General features: G+C 49.2%; 12 protein-coding genes. 1 reads left to right on the top strand and 11 read right to left on the bottom strand.

Annotated elements, in window-relative coordinates; genetic code table 11:
• Positions 1-85 precede the first annotated feature (85 nt).
• Entirely contained in the window at positions 86-1,039 is a 954-nt protein-coding gene (locus tag H6G46_RS11800; protein ID WP_010872877.1) for a stage II sporulation protein M, read from the top strand.
• Between the two features lie 6 nt (positions 1,040-1,045).
• Here the strand turns inward: H6G46_RS11800 and H6G46_RS11795 are convergent, their stop codons facing one another.
• From H6G46_RS11795 to H6G46_RS11745, 11 genes are all read right to left on the bottom strand, one after another.
• Complete coding sequence (locus H6G46_RS11795; protein WP_010872878.1) at positions 1,046-2,278, bottom strand: bifunctional sterol desaturase/short chain dehydrogenase; 1,233 nt, start codon at positions 2,276-2,278, stop codon at positions 1,046-1,048.
• 564 nt (positions 2,279-2,842) lie between these two features.
• Positions 2,843-4,477, bottom strand: a complete 1,635-nt coding sequence (locus H6G46_RS11790; RefSeq protein WP_010872879.1) for an MFS transporter — start codon at positions 4,475-4,477, stop codon at positions 2,843-2,845.
• Between the two features lie 25 nt (positions 4,478-4,502).
• Entirely contained in the window at positions 4,503-4,643 is a 141-nt protein-coding gene (locus tag H6G46_RS11785) for a hypothetical protein (RefSeq protein ID WP_020862346.1), read from the bottom strand.
• A gap of 126 nt (positions 4,644-4,769) precedes the next feature.
• The gene (locus H6G46_RS11780; protein WP_010872880.1) at positions 4,770-5,321 is read right to left on the bottom strand and encodes a hypothetical protein; all 552 of its coding nucleotides are present in this window, start codon (positions 5,319-5,321) and stop codon (positions 4,770-4,772) included.
• Positions 5,322-5,396: 75 nt separating this feature from the next.
• A complete protein-coding gene (locus H6G46_RS11775) occupies positions 5,397-6,224 on the bottom strand; it encodes a YybS family protein (RefSeq protein WP_010872881.1) in 828 nt (275 codons plus the stop codon).
• A gap of 130 nt (positions 6,225-6,354) precedes the next feature.
• Positions 6,355-7,050, bottom strand: coding sequence for a Crp/Fnr family transcriptional regulator (locus H6G46_RS11770; protein ID WP_190759862.1), 696 nt, complete (start codon positions 7,048-7,050; stop codon positions 6,355-6,357).
• A 528-nt stretch (positions 7,051-7,578) separates the two neighbouring features.
• Positions 7,579-8,649, bottom strand: a complete 1,071-nt coding sequence (locus H6G46_RS11765) for a mannose-1-phosphate guanylyltransferase (RefSeq protein WP_014407111.1) — start codon at positions 8,647-8,649, stop codon at positions 7,579-7,581.
• A gap of 83 nt (positions 8,650-8,732) precedes the next feature.
• Positions 8,733-10,025, bottom strand: coding sequence for a D-alanyl-D-alanine carboxypeptidase/D-alanyl-D-alanine-endopeptidase (locus H6G46_RS11760; RefSeq protein ID WP_010872884.1), 1,293 nt, complete (start codon positions 10,023-10,025; stop codon positions 8,733-8,735).
• 59 nt (positions 10,026-10,084) lie between these two features.
• Entirely contained in the window at positions 10,085-10,486 is a 402-nt protein-coding gene (locus H6G46_RS11755) for a ubiquinol-cytochrome c reductase iron-sulfur subunit (protein ID WP_010872885.1), read from the bottom strand.
• Positions 10,487-10,582: 96 nt separating this feature from the next.
• The gene (locus H6G46_RS11750) at positions 10,583-12,334 is read right to left on the bottom strand and encodes an HlyD family efflux transporter periplasmic adaptor subunit (protein WP_010872886.1); all 1,752 of its coding nucleotides are present in this window, start codon (positions 12,332-12,334) and stop codon (positions 10,583-10,585) included.
• Between the two features lie 156 nt (positions 12,335-12,490).
• Positions 12,491-15,526, bottom strand: coding sequence for a peptidase domain-containing ABC transporter (locus H6G46_RS11745; RefSeq protein WP_010872887.1), 3,036 nt, complete (start codon positions 15,524-15,526; stop codon positions 12,491-12,493).
• Positions 15,527-15,709: the final 183 nt, after the last annotated feature.

The following is a 15,709-nucleotide window of genomic DNA, read 5'->3' as shown; positions in this document are numbered from 1 at the left end:
ATCCAGGGAAAATCCTTGCCGTTCACTTAGGGGTCGAGGGCTGGAACTTAGGTGCCAAAATAGTTTATTTGTTAGGTTTTCTCCCATGGATTTTCGTCGCTGGATTGCCCGCCGTGACCAAGATTGGCAGACTCTGGACCAAATTTTGACCCGTATGGAAACCAAGGGGATCAAGTTCCTGGCCACGGAGGACATTCAACAGTTGGCTAGTTTATACCGGGCTACTTCCGCCGACCTGGCCCGAGCCCAAACCCATAATCTCAATCCCCGCCTGAGGCAAAACTTACAAGCTTTAATCACTAGGGCCTACAGCCAGATTTACCAAGGCGATCGCCGACAGGAATGGGGCAAAGTAAAAGAATTTTACCTGTGGCAGTTGCCGTTAGTGTTGCGACAAACGGGGATTTACACCATGGCGGCCTTTGGTATTTTTTGCTTCGCCAGTGCCATTGCCTGGTGGTATAGCTGGCGGGATCCCGCTTTTCTAGAATTGGTGGTGCCAGGGGATTTAATCAGCACTGTTCGGGACGAAGGCCAGCTCTGGATGGGGTCAATTTTAACGATGAAGCCGGTGGCGGCCAGTGGCATTATGATCAACAATCTCTCTGTGGCCTTTGGCATGGTGGCCGGAGGAGTGGTGGTGGGACTATGGACTATTTACGCTCTGTTTTACAACGGTTTACTGCTGGGGGCGGTGGGAACATTGGTAGCCCAACATAATTTAGCCATTCCCTTTTGGGGCTTTGTTTTTCCCCACGGTTCCCTGGAATTACCGGCAATTTTTCTGGCAGGGGCAGCGGGATTACTCATTGCTAAGGGCATTGTTTGGCCAGGGCCCTACCGTCGAAGTTACGCCATCAAACAACAGGCGATCGCCGCCGCTCAATTGGTATTTGGCATTGTGCCCCTGCTGATCGTTGCGGGCATTATTGAAGGGTTTATTTCCCCGGCCCCTTGGATTCCCGATGGTTTGAAATATCTTTTGGGAACGGCATTCTTTTTGCTTTTACTCAGCTATGCATCCCGGCAAAGGCCGTAACACCAACTAGGACTTTTTGGTGAAGCAACGGAAGTAAAGGGAGACAAAAAATTCCTTGACAGGAAAAGCAATAAATGTGATCGGGTTGATGGTGACGATGATATTGCGGCTATCCCGTTTTACCCCCTTCACCACTTGCCGAGCCACCCAGGCTGCACTCATAATCCCCACCGGATTAAGTTTGCTTTTGAACGGTCCTAAAATCAGCTTACGGATCACACAGGGGGAATCCAAGCGCTTCAAGGTAACTACATCTCCCAACGCCCGCTTGCTCAGTTCATACAAAGGACTAAAGGCCGGGTTCACCTCCGCTTCAGAGGTATTGACCCAAATTTCCTTGGTGGCGATGTGGCGGTTAGTTTTCACCGTGGCTAGGAATAATTCCATCAGCCGTAGGGCAGAAAAAGTGTTGACTTCATAGGCTTCCTGAATTGCCTGGCCATCGCGCCTTTGGTGGACGTTTACCCCATGGTTGATAACTAAAACATCAATTTCCGCCAGTAAATCCTTCAGTTGATCTTCCTGGCCAATGCACCATTGTTCGGTTCTGATGGGAATAGTTTTCTCTGCTCCGATAACAGTTACTTCCTGACCACAGGACGTAATGGCGATCGCCTTAGCTCCTTGTTGATGGAGTTCCTGCAACAGGGCTTGGCCAAAACCACCGGAAGCTCCGGTCACTGCAATTTTTTTACCTTTTAGGGACAAAGCGGTGCCCAACATTTTATCCACCAAAGTTAAAGTTCCACAGAAGTAAGCATTAGGATCGTCAAAATGATGCCGCCAATGATAAGTCCGGTTCACCATCCACGGGGCCGGTGGTGTTAAAAATGGCCCGGGGCGATGGGTTAAATCCGTAATTTCGTCTGCATTGGGCAACCCCACTCCCCTGGCGATCGCCGATAGTAAAAAACCTAGGGTGTAGACCATTCCAGCGCTAGCGGCCAGGATTAGAGGCCACTGACTGAAACCCTGCCACATCCAAGTCAACAGCGGGGGCCAAATACCAAAAGCTAACATTACCAATGCTTCCGGTACATCATTGTACCAGTGGGCCTTTTGATAAATTTCCGTACTCACCACCGACAAATCCGACCGAAACACCCGATGGTGCCAACCATGGAGACGATAAAGGGGCGACCACACATGGGCCAGGGCATGGTAGCAGTCCCGCACCAGTTCCACCCACAGCACCGAAGCCAGGGCCAAACCCAACCCCATTAACCAAGCCATTGCCATACGTTAAAAATTTTTACTGGTATGTTAAGTTTTGTTCTATCGATGGTAACGGTTTACGGTCCGGGCAGATCCATTTGCTCAGATATTTTTCAAAAAAAACAACATGTGCAGTACTTTTGTTGGGTTTGACATGAACTACATCTATTTTATATGTGAAACCTATACTTTAAAATTCCGCTACTTTCGTCTATTTCTACGGTAGCCAATTTTCCTGACTGTGCTTTCTTGAGAAGATTGTCAGTAGTTTGGATATTAATTTTTAATCCTTGCATGATTTGGTAGTGTCATCTATGTAGTGAATGCCCAAAAAAGACCAAAGTCGGGGCGAAATAGCACTTCCGAACTTTAGACCAAATGAAGACAGAGCTTAAAAACACTTTTGATCGAGACATTGACCTGATTACCCGTGAGAGCATCCACACTAGTCTTAACTAGTTACGCCGTCACCAAATCATTTCTTCAGCCCAGGTGATTTATGCAACGGGGCCTTCAATTTTTACTTGATACGCTTTATCCGCAGCGCTGATCCTGACCTATACTACTCAATGCTCAATGGCGGAAAGATCAAATATGGTTATTTTGCTGCCGAGCTTGTAATTGTTGACGAATGTCGGTATGAACTGCCCTGGTTATGGGATAGAAAATAGCTAGTATCAATCCGCCCAGTAAAAAGAAAGCTGGCAGGGGAGCAACGGCAAAACGAATGGCCCAGAGAGCACTGTCCGGTTGAATGGGAATTGGTTCCCCAGGAATGCGGGCAATAAAGCCGGACGCTTCCAGAGTTAGCCCCACCAAAAATAAGCCAAGGGCTAAACCTACTTTTTGCAATAGCACCATAAAGGCGTAGAAAAATCCTTCTCTGCGTTTGCCGGTGTTTAATTCGTCTAGATCCACCACATCGGGAATCATAGACCAGGGAATTAAATAGGCTACGGACACTCCCACTCCAGCAAAAATAGCTAGGGTGTACAGTAAAGCAACCTGTCCTGGTTGCACTAACCAAAGCCCAGCTTCTGCCCCCATCCACACCATGGAGCCGAGAAAATAGATCACTTTTTTATCTAAAAACTGAGCCAAAGCTTGCCAAACAAATAGCATCACGAGGGCGGTGCCCTGGACAGCTAGGGCAATGGTGCCGGATTGTTGCTCATTTAAGCCCATCCAACTAACCACGAAATAAACCAGAATTGATGCGGTCAATTGGACGGCCAACCAGGAACAGAGGTAAATACCAATGACAAATAGAAAAGCCCGGTTACTGAAGGCAATTTTGAGTTGTTTCAGCAGAGGCAAATTTTCTGTAACTCCGGGACTGGGGGAATTTTCAAGCTTTTGTAGATGTTCTTCTACAGCGCTGTCCCGCAGTGTAAAACCAAATCCACCCCAAATTAACCCCAGTAGAATGAGGAAAAAGCTGATGTAATCAAAACCGCTGCCCCCCAACAAGTTAAAACTTTTGGCGATCGCCAATAAGATTAGGGTAATGCCGGCGGCCATTAACAGAGGCGCTAAACGTCGGCGTAGACTGGGCGAAAGGATTGGTTCTTTACCCTTTTCTTGTAGCCTTAACGCACTCCACAGTAGAGCCGAGATGGAGAGCACGGAAATCATTACTCCCAATTCACCAAACTGCTGCTGGGGGCGATCGGGCAAACCGGCGGCGATGAGGATGTAGAGAATGAGGGAAAGAATACTGCCGCCAATGGAAAAAGCAAAACGAAAACTATTTAGCCTAGTGCGCTCATTGTAGTTCTGGGTCAGCTCCGGTGTTAGGGCCGTGTAGGGCAAATTAACCGTGGTGTAACACAAATTAAATGCCATGGCGATCGCCACATAGTAAATAAACAATCCCCATTGATTAGTCAGGCGATCGTCGCTGAAATGGGGAATTAACCACTGGGCAGTGTAAAAAAGAGCGAAGGGAATCATTCCTCCCAACATCCAAGGCAAACGCCGGCCCCATCGACTGCGGGTGCGATCACTTAACAAGCCAATGATCGGGTCATTGATGGCATCAAAAATTTTGCCAATCATCAACACACTACCCGCCAGGGCCGCCGGTATTCCCGCCACATCGGTGAGGAAAAACAGCAGGTAAAACACCAAAATGTTGGCAGTTATAGCCGGGCCAAAGTCCCCTGCTCCATAGGCCAATTTAGTGGTGAAGTGAAGTTTTTCGGCGGAAAGGGATTGGCTCATTAAGTTTGATGATGGCGGTAAGTTCCTAGCCCACAGCGTAGGCTACCCGTAGGGCCCAGATAATCAGGGCACCAATGCCCCCCAGGATTAACATTGCCGAAACAGCGACGAGGAAGGGCTTATCTGCCCCGTCGAATTTCATGATGCCACGGTTCAGGTCTGACATAAAACCGACTCTCCAAAAGACTACATTGCAAAGGTTAGACGGACTTCCATGGTCTTAGTTTACTGTCTTGTCTGGAGCTTAACCTGTTCCCACGGACACTTTTTAGTCAGGTTTTGATGGCATCACTCACACCATGGCCCAAAGCAGGGAATCAAATATTTGTTGCCATCTTTGACCCAAAGTCTCAGCAACCTGGGGGAATTGTAGAAAGACAAAATATGCCGTCAAGGAAATTCCCCCCACTAAAATGTAAATCCATTTGCCTAGATTGACTTCCACCACTAGGCAATAAAGCCAGTAGAAAACCAATGCTGCAAAAATCACCCCTGCGCTCCCCATCAATTGCAAGGCGATGACATAGATGTCCGTTTTGTCTAAAGTCGAATTATGTACTAAGTTTGCGGCGTAACCAGCGTACCAAACTTGGATTATAATTCCTGGAATCCAGCCGATCCATTGAAATTTGAGTGAATTAATCACATCGACAATGGCACTTGTCCAATTGCCAAACCATTGCCATTCTTCATTCTTTCCTGTGATTTGATTCCACACTCCATTGATGAGTACAACTAATAGCAATGCCAATACCCAGGGAGCAATCAGCAGAAGCAGTAAACCCCAGTACATAACGATACTACCGAGGGCATGGCCCATTAGTTTCAGAAATAGCAGGCCCATAGTAGTGGATCACAAAAACGTTGGCATTTATCCTATCACGGGGATAATTTGCCGTTTCCCATTAATTTACCAAGTCTAATAATCGTAATCTAAAATCACTTTTAGCCATTGGGGAGGCCGGGGAATGGGATTACCCAAACGATCCAAAATCAAGAGCGCTGTTAAATGCACTGCCAGCATATAAATCAGACTGTTGAGGAAAACCATACCTACTGCCAAGAATTGTACTAGTAGCACGTCTGGCTGAGCCAAAATATTGAATTGTAAAAATAGCCAGTCAAGCAAATTGGTGATCTGTCCCATGACATATTGCCAAAGGTTTTCCCCCAACAGAAAGGAAAATAGCCAAAAGCGAAAGAAAAAGCCAAAGGTACCGATTAGTGCACCGGTAAAAATGGAAAAGCCCCAGGATGCATTTCTCACCCAGCAGAATCCCAACTGCAAACTCATGAGCCCATAGGGAATGACAAAGACCACACTCCGGGTGGGGCCCATCAACACAGAAAGTAGCAACCCGGCGGCAATCATGCCCTTAATGGCGGCCGGCGATCGCCAACGCAGATAAACCAGAGCCAGGGGAATGGGAAACAGGATCCTTAATAGGGGGCCAATGGGAAAATAATAATTAATCAGCCAAATAATGCTGACCATGCTAGCGAGAAAGGCGCTTTCCACCATGGCCAGGGTCTGGGGAGATTTCAACACCGGCTGTTGACGGCTCAAGGGTAATTCCTGTAGTGCTTTGCTTTCCTCTGTTTCTCCGTCCCCCGCATCCACCCAATTGTCTTCATCCATACTATTCACATCGACCATATCCGCCGTAGTCTCCTTGGGATCACTAACAGAATTGGTAATCTCAGCTTTAATTCCGGTATTCGGCGATCGGTCAGCAGAAAAAGTCATGGAAAAAGTTTTTCAGTTATAACTTTGAACCCATCTAACACGGGATTCTGTGGCAACAAGCCCAACCCACCTAGTGTGACATACTATGTTTCGGCGATCGGCAATGGTGCCAGGGCAATATTTTCTATGTTCAGGAAATTAGATCTTCTAAATCCCTGAGATTGGCCACACTGATAAAATCCGGCTCTCGATGGATTAAGCCCCGTTTTTCCAGTTTAGTTAGGCAACGGGTGACAGTTTCCCTGGCTAACCCACTAATACTACTCAATTCTCGGTGGGGCAAATTGGGAATAATTACCCCTTTGTCCGTATCTCGGCCCCGACCTTCCGCCAAAAATAGCAGGGTATCCGCCACCCGGGTTAAACTTTCTGCTTCCCTCAGCCGCAAACGACGGTTAAGTTGCCGCAGACGGCGAGCAATGATCTGGGCTAAACGAATGCCCGCCATGGGCTCTGTTTGGAGAAAATTGTAAAATTCCGGAGCTGGTACACTGCACACTTCCGCCGGGGTAAGGGTGATGACGTCGGTGGAGCGGGGAGCCTCTTCGATCGCCGCTCCACCGACAATCTCTCCCCGGCCGACAATGTTGAGGGTTACTTCCCGACCATCCACATTATGGGTGCGAATTTTGACCCAGCCATCCATGACGAAATAAACTGAGCCGCCCCAGTCATGTTCGAGGAGAATAACTTGGTTGGCGGGATGACTGCGAACGGAAACATGGGCAATGGCCTCTTGCAATACTTCCAGCCTTAATCCCTCAAAAAAAGGTATTTCTTGGCTTAAACGCTCAGTAAACTCTGAATTTTGGGGACTAGTGCCCATAACCCTCCTCCCTAAACATTGATAGCCTCCCTAGGATGGCTCGGTCTTTTAATTCTGGCAAACAATGGTTGAAACATCTTGTTTACCTGGGTTTGAATTCCCTATAAGTAAACCTTAAATTGGTTGTGCCCCACTCCAGAGAAAGTGAGTTTTTTCACTTGCTAGGGAGCATTTCTGGATTGGATTAAGACTTGTTACCATGAACCGAGTGGGCAAACCAAATCAAAATGGCACAAACAATGCCACTGGCAATAGCCTGTGGGTTCCAAGCTTGGGAATTTTTTTCCTCAACTAAATCCCCCCAAATTAGAATCACATCGAGCAGAATGATCGCTTGTTAGAGAAGGGAAGATAGATATTCTAACGGGTAGTTGACAGTAATTTATTGAAAGACATTTATCACAGTCTAATTCTTTAGGATTTTCTACAGAAGAAACTAAAAAATTGTGTGCTGCCGATATCAATAACTTTTGATTTGTTAGCGGTACCCAGATTTTTTATAAAATCAATTTTTTATGGCCGCTTATTCTACAGCAAATTTTCGTACTCCGGTTGAGATTGTAGTTGTTTAAGCAAATCCTTGATGTCCTGGGTATGGTCTTTGGGCACCACCAGGGTGACATTGCCTTCCCGCACAATTACCACGTCTTTCAAGCCAATGGTGGCAATTATCTGGTTCTCATCACTGGCGTAAACAATACAGCCCCGGCTATGCAAGTTGACATGGTTAGCCAAATCCACATTGGCTTCTGTTTCGGGAAAAAGTCGCTCCAAGGCATTCCAATCCCCCAAATCATCCCAACCAAAATTGGCCGGTAGAACGGCGGCTAATTGGGTTTTTTCCATCAATACATAGTCAATGCTTTTCTTTTCTAAAGCTGGGTAACCGGCTGCTCCCTTAGCCCTTAAAGTAGCTAATAATTCGGGGGCGTGCCGGTCTAATTCCCTTAGTACCACCCCGGCTCGGAAAATGAACATGCCACTATTCCAACTAAACTTACCGCTGTCCACAAAGGTTTGGGCCGTGGCTCGGTCGGGCTTTTCGGTAAAGCGGGTCACTTGATACACCGGTAAACCATCTATTTCCCGTTCCAATGTGCCCTGCTCGATGTAGCCATAACCAGTAGCGGGGCCATGGGGTTTAATCCCAAGGGTGACAATGGCGTCCTGTTCCTGGGCATAGGCGATCGCCGCTTTCAAAGTTTGCTCGTAGGCGCATTGGTCTTTAATCCAGTGGTCAGCGGGAAAAAAACCAATAATGGCATCGTCTCCATACTGTTGGGCGATTTCTAGGCTAGCCCAGGCCACCGCAGGGGCCGTATCTTTTCCCTCTGGCTCCACTAGGCAATTTTCCTTGGGCAATGAAGGCAATTGCTCGAAAACACCTTCTGCAATGGGGGCCGCCGTAATCACCCACAAATTTTCCCAGTCCCCAGCCAAGGATAGTAGACGTTGGGCTGTGGCCTGCAATAGACTAACCCCGGAACCATCCAGGGACAAAAATTGTTTAGGTCGTTGCCTACGGCTTAGGGGCCAAAATCTTTCTCCTTTACCACCGGCAAGAATTACGGGAATGAAAACGGGGGATGATGTATTCATAGGGGGCAAAATTGACTGGCCAGGGATTTCCACCGCCTAGGATACAACGACAGGAATCCCAGGGGTCTGAAAATTCTTAATAATCAAGATTCAGACGGTGGGGGAGTTAGGTTACGGGCCGGATCGCCTAATAAAACCTTATCCATGGGGCCAGCATTTAAATTTTCCGGTAACACCTGCCAATGTTCGGCGATTTGTTGTAACAGTCGGTCCTGCTCGACTCGCAGACGATCAAAATTGGGGCCATTATTGATGATGGCAAACCAAACAGTGCCCCGCTCCTGGGTAGGAATAGTACCCGCTAGGGCACTGACCGTATTTAATGTGCCAGTTTTTATCGTTAATCCCTGGGGCATACTGCGCCATTCCAATGTTCCCCGGCGATCGCGCCCCATGACGGGAAAAATATCGTCAATGCCTAGGCCATGGGGTTCCAGTTGCGCCGCTAAAACTTGATACATTTTGGTCACGGCCCTGGGGGAAAGCCGATTGTCCACCCCTAGGCCGGAGCCATTTTTTAGTTGAATTTCCGCCGCTGGAATTGCCCCCAAGCGCGAGGTGGTTTGGGCCACGATCGCCGCTCCGCCTATGGCCTGGGCCAACATCTCGGCCATATCGTTATTGCTGTAGATGTTCATCTGTTTGAGCAAGGCCGCTAGGGGAAGGGATTGATGCTCTAGTAACGGTTCTAAGTTGGCGGGTAAAACAGCCTGGGTCTGGACAGCGCCAGCAATTTTTACTTGGGGCCGGGGAGTATTGGGAGGTAAATCCCCGAAGGCTTGGCTCACTGTGGCCGACCATTGGCTTTCATCCACGGCTTGTTGAAATAAAGCTCCGGCAATGGCAGGGTTGGCCTCAAAGTTCATAGCAAAATTGCCCACCGCCACCAAATCTCCGGTTACTTCCCGAATGCCTGCTTGGTTCAGGGCATTGCCCACGGCGATCGCCTCTTCCCAGACAAAGAGGGGATCATGGTCCCCAGCGACGAATAAATTCCCCTCTAAAACCCCGTTATGGATGGGGCCATCGGTGTAAAAACGGGTGATAAAACGATGGTTGGGTGCCCATTTATCCAACGCCGCCACACTGGTGGCAATTTTGGTCAAAGAAGCCGCTGGAAAAGCACTTTCTCCCTGGTTGTAGCCCAAATAGGCCCATTCTGACTGTAACCAAATGCCCTGGCGCTGGCGATCGTAGCCCAAGGATTCCAGGCGATCGAGGTAATTATCTACAATTTTGTCGATGGCCGGATCCGCTTGGGTGGGTACAGCAAAAACCTTCGCTTCCTGCCAGGCCACTTCCTGGCCAACTAAGGGTTCCCCCGCGCCCCCCCAACTGAGCAGGGCCAACACCGTCGCCCCAAAGATTCTCACCATAACTTAGCTTTTTCCTCCCACCAATTATCCAAGCGGCTTTGAAAAACCTTGGGTGGCCCCTAGGCTTTGACCAGAATGTTGTTGCCGCTCACCTGGGTAGCATAGGTAGGTAAATCCCTGATGGCGGGCCCCTTCAGCACCTTGCCGGTGGCCGCAAATTCCGCTCCGTGGCAGGGACAGACAAATTTACCATTGGCTTTTTTCCAATTCACCTGACAGCCGTTGTGGGTACAAGTGGGATTAACCGCACTAATCTGGCCACTATTACCATTGGGTACTACCGTCACCGGCCCCTTGGGAGTGTTCCCCTTCAACTCTCCCTTGGCCTTGAGGTCCGCCATGGTACCAACATTTACCGTTTGTCCTTGGCCGTTACTACTATTACCACCAAAACAACCAGTGATGACAGCGATCGCCGTACTGAAAGCAGTGTAAGAAATTAGCTTGCGTCGTTTGACCATGGTGGTAGATAAAAAGAACTGCCCCCAGTTTAGCCAAAGTTTCGATGCGGTGGCAGTTGGAAGCAGTCTGATTTTGAGGCAATAAAAGCAAGAACACTAACGAACAGTTTCTAAGCTCTCAATTTTCTTGGTAAACAGCTCTGTGAAGATGCTCATCACCGTGCGTTTTTCACGGACACGGATGTTAGCTGTGACGGACATGCCCGATTGGAGGGGAATCTCCCGCCCATGACTAACTAATTCCTGGCTATCTAGCTTGATCCTGACGGGGAATCGATAAAATTGATAGGTTTGATCGGGGGGCAGGGCATCGGAGCCGACGTATTCCACTTCCCCATCGACTCCACCAAACTCACTGTAGGGGAAGGAATCAATCCGTACGTCAACGGGCATACCAGTGCGCACGAAACCGATATCTTTATTTGTCACATCCACCTCGGCTACTAAGCTATCGGCGGGAATAATTTTGAGCAGAGGTTCAGTTTGGTTGGGGGGGGTAACGTAACCAGGGGTGGCCTTGAGGTCAAATACAACCCCATCCACCGGGGAAGTGATTTCTTGATAACCAAGGTTTACCTTTGCCCGTTCAATCTGTCCGTTTAATTCGGTCAGCCGTTTGTCGTTATCAACGATGATTTTGGTGATCTGACTATCAATTTCTGCCAGCCGCTTATTGTTGTCTGCAAGGCGATCATAGATGTCCTTATCAGTTACGGCGCTGGTGTTGGCCAGGCGGGCTTGGGCTTGGGAAATTAAAGACTGAAGGCGTGATTGCTCCGTTTCTAAGCGCTGGATTTCTGCTTGGCGGGACTCAATTTGTTGTTTTTGGCGGTCTACTTCCACCACCGTGTTAACTTTTTGCTCGATTAACTGCTGAGTCCTGTCATTGAGGGATTGTTGCTGTTTTTCTACCTGTAACCGTGCCAGGGCTCCCTCCTCTAGCAAGGGGGTCATACTATTAACGATGCCTGCTTCAATCGCTAAGCTTTTCTCTGCCTCCACGAGGGCCGCTTCGTTGCGCCCCAATAGCCCAGCCAAGATTTTCTGGTCTTCCTGGAGCTGACTCCTTTCCGCCCTCAATTGTAGGCTGGCCTGCTGTAATTGTTTTTCAATTTGGCGAATCTCCAATTCAGCAGCGGTCACACGACTGCCTAATTCAAAGCGGGCCATTTCCAGTCGGGAAAGTTGTTCGGCACTGAGTTGGCCTTCACCACTGGCGTTTCTTAACCCCAATTGCTGACGATAAAGTTTATTTTCATTAATCAATTCAGCCCGGTTATTGGCCAAAGCCACTACTTCCCAGGGTAAGTTGAGCTGGCTGATCGCCCTCTGTAGGGTACTGCCCTCCAAACCGTTTTGCAGTAGGGTGCGATAGAAAGCATTTTCCTGGAGAACCTTAGAGCGAATATTTTGGGCGGCGGTCAATTCTGCCCGGGTACTGCTGGAATCCATGATTACCAGCACTTCACCTTTTTTGACCTTGCGGTTGTTTTCGACTAAAACTTCCTTAACCACCCCATTGAGGGGAGCATTGATGTCCTTAACTGTATCGAGGGGTTTCAGTTGTCCGGTGGCGGGGACCACCTGTTCAATGGTAGCGATGGAAGCCCAGGTCACAGCCACCACAGTCACCCCCATAATCGCAATGGCAATACCCCGGGCCCACATGGGGGACTGACGCATGACAATGGCTTGTTCCGGTTGGAATAGGGATGAGTTGGATGAGAGAGCAACGGGAGTTTTGGCAGCCTTTTCCTGTTCTTTTACGTCGGCCAAGGTGCCCGCATCCATGGTTTTGGAGCTGTGGCCGTTCCTTTGGGGAGCATGTTCCTGGGTGGGGCTATTCATAATTCTGGGGGCGATCGCCAAAGATGATGGACAAAGAGTTGATTGGGCGAGGAAATTATTTAGGCTAATGGTAATGGTATAGACAAAGTTTTAAAACCCATGGGGGCACACTGTCTGGCTAGTTGATAAAAATTCACACAGTTTTAGGTGAGGGCACTAAACATCGTCACCGCCGGCGCCCTGTTGTTGGTAAAGGTAATAGTAACGTCCCTTGAGGGCCATTAATTCGTCATGGCTACCCTGCTCAACAACGGAACCTTGGTCCATCATAACGATTACGTCGGCGCTCCGGACAGAGCTAAGGCGGTGGGTGATGAAGAAGACGGTGTGATCCTTGAAGGCATCCCCAAGGTTGATACATACTTGTTGTTCGGTTATGTAATCCAGGGCGCTGGTGGCCTCGTCCAACACCAAAATGCGTGGCCGCTGTAACACCGATCTGGCAATCGCAATTCGTTGCCGTTGTCCCCCGGAGAGAGTAGCTCCCCGTTCCCCTACCCTGGTGTTGTAACCGTTGGGCAAGGTCATAATGAATTCGTGGGCAGAGGCAACTTTAGCCGCCGAGATAATTTGTTCCGTGGTCGCGTCTGGGTTAGTCAGGGCAATATTTTCTTGCACTGTGCCTTCAAACAGGAGGGTTTCCTGGGGGACTACCCCCACCTGACGACGGAGGGAATAGAGTTCCACTTTGCCAATATCAAGGCCATCGACCAAAATCCGCCCCCCTTCGGGTTCATACAGTCGGGAAAGCAGTTTGGTCAGGGTACTTTTACCAGCACCACTCTGCCCAACCAAAGCCACAAAGGTGCCCGGGGGGAAGGACAGGTTAATGTTGTTCAACTGTAATGGCCCCTGTTTTTTAAACCGGAAACTGACGTTTTCAAACTTCACTTCGCCGGCAATTTCGGGCATGGGAATGTTTTGGCGATCGCGCTCCGATTCCTGGGGCGTATCAACAATGTCCGCCAACCGTTCCAGGGACAGGGCGGTTTCCTGGAAGTTCTGCCAGAGTTGGGTCAAACGCAGAATAGGGGAGGTAACGTAGCCGGCAATGATCCGAAAAGCGATTAACTGACCCAGGGTTAAATCCCCATCCAACACCAGGGATGCCCCCACCCAAAGTACGAGTAAACCGGATAACTGGTTGAGAAAATGACTGGAGGAGCTAGCTAGGGTAGAGGTAATGACAGTGTTGAAACCGGCCCCCACATAACGGGAATATTTGTCCTGCCATTGCCAGCGGGAGCGCAACTCGATGTTTTGGGCTTTAACGGTCTGAATCCCTGACATTACCTCCACTAGATAGGACTGGGTTTGGGCGTTTCTTTCCGCTTTGAGCCGTAACTGCCTACGAATAAGGGGGGAAAATACCAGAGTCAAAATAACAAAAATGGGCACAATTCCCAGGGCCACCGCCGTCAGCAGAGGGCTGTAGATAATCATCACGACGATGTAGACCACAGAAAAAACGGAGTCCAACACCACCGTCAGGGCCGTACCTGTTAAAAATTGCCGAATATTTTCCAGTTCGTTAACCCTGGTGGAAATTTCCCCCACTGGGCGGTTCTCAAAATAGCGCAGGGGTAACCGCAGTAGGTGGTCGATGATCTCCGACCCCAAACTCATGTCGATGCGATTGGTGGTATCTACAAATAAGTAGGTTCGTAGGGTGCTTAAGAGGGCCTCAAAAATGGCGATCGACACCAACGCAATACCCAGCACCTGCAGGGTATCTTTGCTGTTTTGCACAATCACCTTGTCGATGATGATTTGGATCATCAAGGGATTGGCCAGACCAAATAGTTGGACAAAGAAGGATGCCACAAAGACCAGCAGGAGAATGTAGCGGTACTTCACCAACGCTGGCCAAAACCAACTCAAGCCGAACCGTTGCTGGGGCGTATCTTTGGAAGGGTACATCATCAGCACTTCCCCTTGCCCCTCTTCTCCCCAGGTTTCAAGAAACTCACTGGTGTCGCGTTTGACTAGACCCAATTCCGGTACGGCAATTTTTACTTCCCGATCGCCAGCTTCGTAGACCAGGGCAAGGCTATCTTGCCAGCGGATGAGAAAAGGGACCTGCATTTGCCCAAAAACTCCCTTGGGGATGCGGACCAACTGACTGGTCAAACCCATCAACTCCACAATGGCACCGCAAATGGGCAAAGAAAGGGCTTCACTGCGCTTAATTTCTTCGGTGACAATCCTTTGGATGATGTCCCGACGGAAAGGCATACCGAAATATTGACTAATCATCTGGAAGCAGGCTACCCCGGCATCGGTGGGATTTTGCCCCCGCACAACGGGATAACTTTTGCGCCCAGATTTGACCACGGTGGGCTCTGGTAGCGGCTCTCCCAATTGGTTGGGGTCAGCATAGGGAATATCATCCCAGGGGGAATCTTCTGGAGCGAGGCGGGTCACCGTGGCCAGGGGCACTTCTCCATGGCCGTTACCATTGCCATTGGTTTTCGATCCAGAACTTCCCGGGAAAAACCGGGGTAAAGGAGGTAGCCCAATCAAACGGACAAGGGTTTGGGCCTTGAGCACCAAGGCAGAGTCTGGATCAGGCAAAGCGCTACCCCGGGGACATTGCTCCAATTCACCACTACTCACCAACCAAAGTCTTTCGGGATCGGGCAAATCACTGGGCAAACTGTGGCTACCGGGTTGCAACTCGTAAACCTGACTCTGGGGCAACATTTCCAGGGTTAGCTGGCGCAAATCCACATTGCCTTGGGCGGTGCGTTGTAGCTGTTCCCCTAATAAATCGAATAGTTCCACCCGACCGCATTGGTGGCGATAAACCCTGGCTAGTTCAGGATACTTATCTACCAAAGCTAAAAACTCGTCCCTAGTGAGGCTGGCGCAAATAGTTTCCGTAGAGGCGATCGCCGTTTCACAGGGGACATTTCTGATGGCGTTGTTATCCCCAATCACTGCCCCATTCTGGAGCAAAGCCATGGTGGCGGGGTAACCAGTGCCGGGGTCGTAACCGAGTAGTCTTGCTTGCCCACTGACTAAGAAATAAACATTATTGGCCAACTTTCCCCGGGCAAGAATTATCTGTCCCATGCGAAACCTTAGCGGCCTCAGTTTTGCCGCTATCTCGGCGATCGCCGGGGCAGGAAGTTGAGCAAAGGGTTCAATTTCCCGCAAGAAGGATTGATAATCGGCAATGGTCAGACTCATAGCAACAGATAATTTAAAGACGGGAAAATTGATTTGGCAAATAGCTGCGCGACAACTAGCGACGGCTTTGGATATGTTGAAACATCTTCACCTTTCAACCAAGGTTTTAGACTACCGAAAAGCCAGGCAGTACCCCTAAGGGTCTCCACTTCCCCCCAGACATTACAACAGATCGGACTTTTT

Source organism: Synechocystis sp. FACHB-908, from assembly GCF_014698595.1.
Taxonomy (GTDB): domain Bacteria; phylum Cyanobacteriota; class Cyanobacteriia; order Cyanobacteriales; family Microcystaceae; genus Synechocystis.
Note: the sequence above shows the minus strand (reverse complement) of the source record. Positions and strands in the feature narration are given on the sequence as shown.

Excerpts from the sequence above, each read along its gene's own strand:
- H6G46_RS11800 (WP_010872877.1), top strand. The coding sequence starts at position 86 with ATGGATTTTCGTCGCTGGATTGCCCGCCGTGACCAAGATTGGCAGACT.
- H6G46_RS11795 (WP_010872878.1), bottom strand. The coding sequence starts at position 2,278 with ATGGCAATGGCTTGGTTAATGGGGTTGGGTTTGGCCCTGGCTTCGGTG.
- H6G46_RS11790 (WP_010872879.1), bottom strand. The coding sequence starts at position 4,477 with ATGAGCCAATCCCTTTCCGCCGAAAAACTTCACTTCACCACTAAATTG.
- H6G46_RS11785 (WP_020862346.1), bottom strand. The coding sequence starts at position 4,643 with ATGTCAGACCTGAACCGTGGCATCATGAAATTCGACGGGGCAGATAAG.
- H6G46_RS11780 (WP_010872880.1), bottom strand. The coding sequence starts at position 5,321 with ATGGGCCTGCTATTTCTGAAACTAATGGGCCATGCCCTCGGTAGTATC.
- H6G46_RS11775 (WP_010872881.1), bottom strand. The coding sequence starts at position 6,224 with ATGACTTTTTCTGCTGACCGATCGCCGAATACCGGAATTAAAGCTGAG.
- H6G46_RS11770 (WP_190759862.1), bottom strand. The coding sequence starts at position 7,050 with ATGGGCACTAGTCCCCAAAATTCAGAGTTTACTGAGCGTTTAAGCCAA.
- H6G46_RS11765 (WP_014407111.1), bottom strand. The coding sequence starts at position 8,649 with ATGAATACATCATCCCCCGTTTTCATTCCCGTAATTCTTGCCGGTGGT.
- H6G46_RS11760 (WP_010872884.1), bottom strand. The coding sequence starts at position 10,025 with ATGGTGAGAATCTTTGGGGCGACGGTGTTGGCCCTGCTCAGTTGGGGG.
- H6G46_RS11755 (WP_010872885.1), bottom strand. The coding sequence starts at position 10,486 with ATGGTCAAACGACGCAAGCTAATTTCTTACACTGCTTTCAGTACGGCG.
- H6G46_RS11750 (WP_010872886.1), bottom strand. The coding sequence starts at position 12,334 with ATGAATAGCCCCACCCAGGAACATGCTCCCCAAAGGAACGGCCACAGC.
- H6G46_RS11745 (WP_010872887.1), bottom strand. The coding sequence starts at position 15,526 with ATGAGTCTGACCATTGCCGATTATCAATCCTTCTTGCGGGAAATTGAA.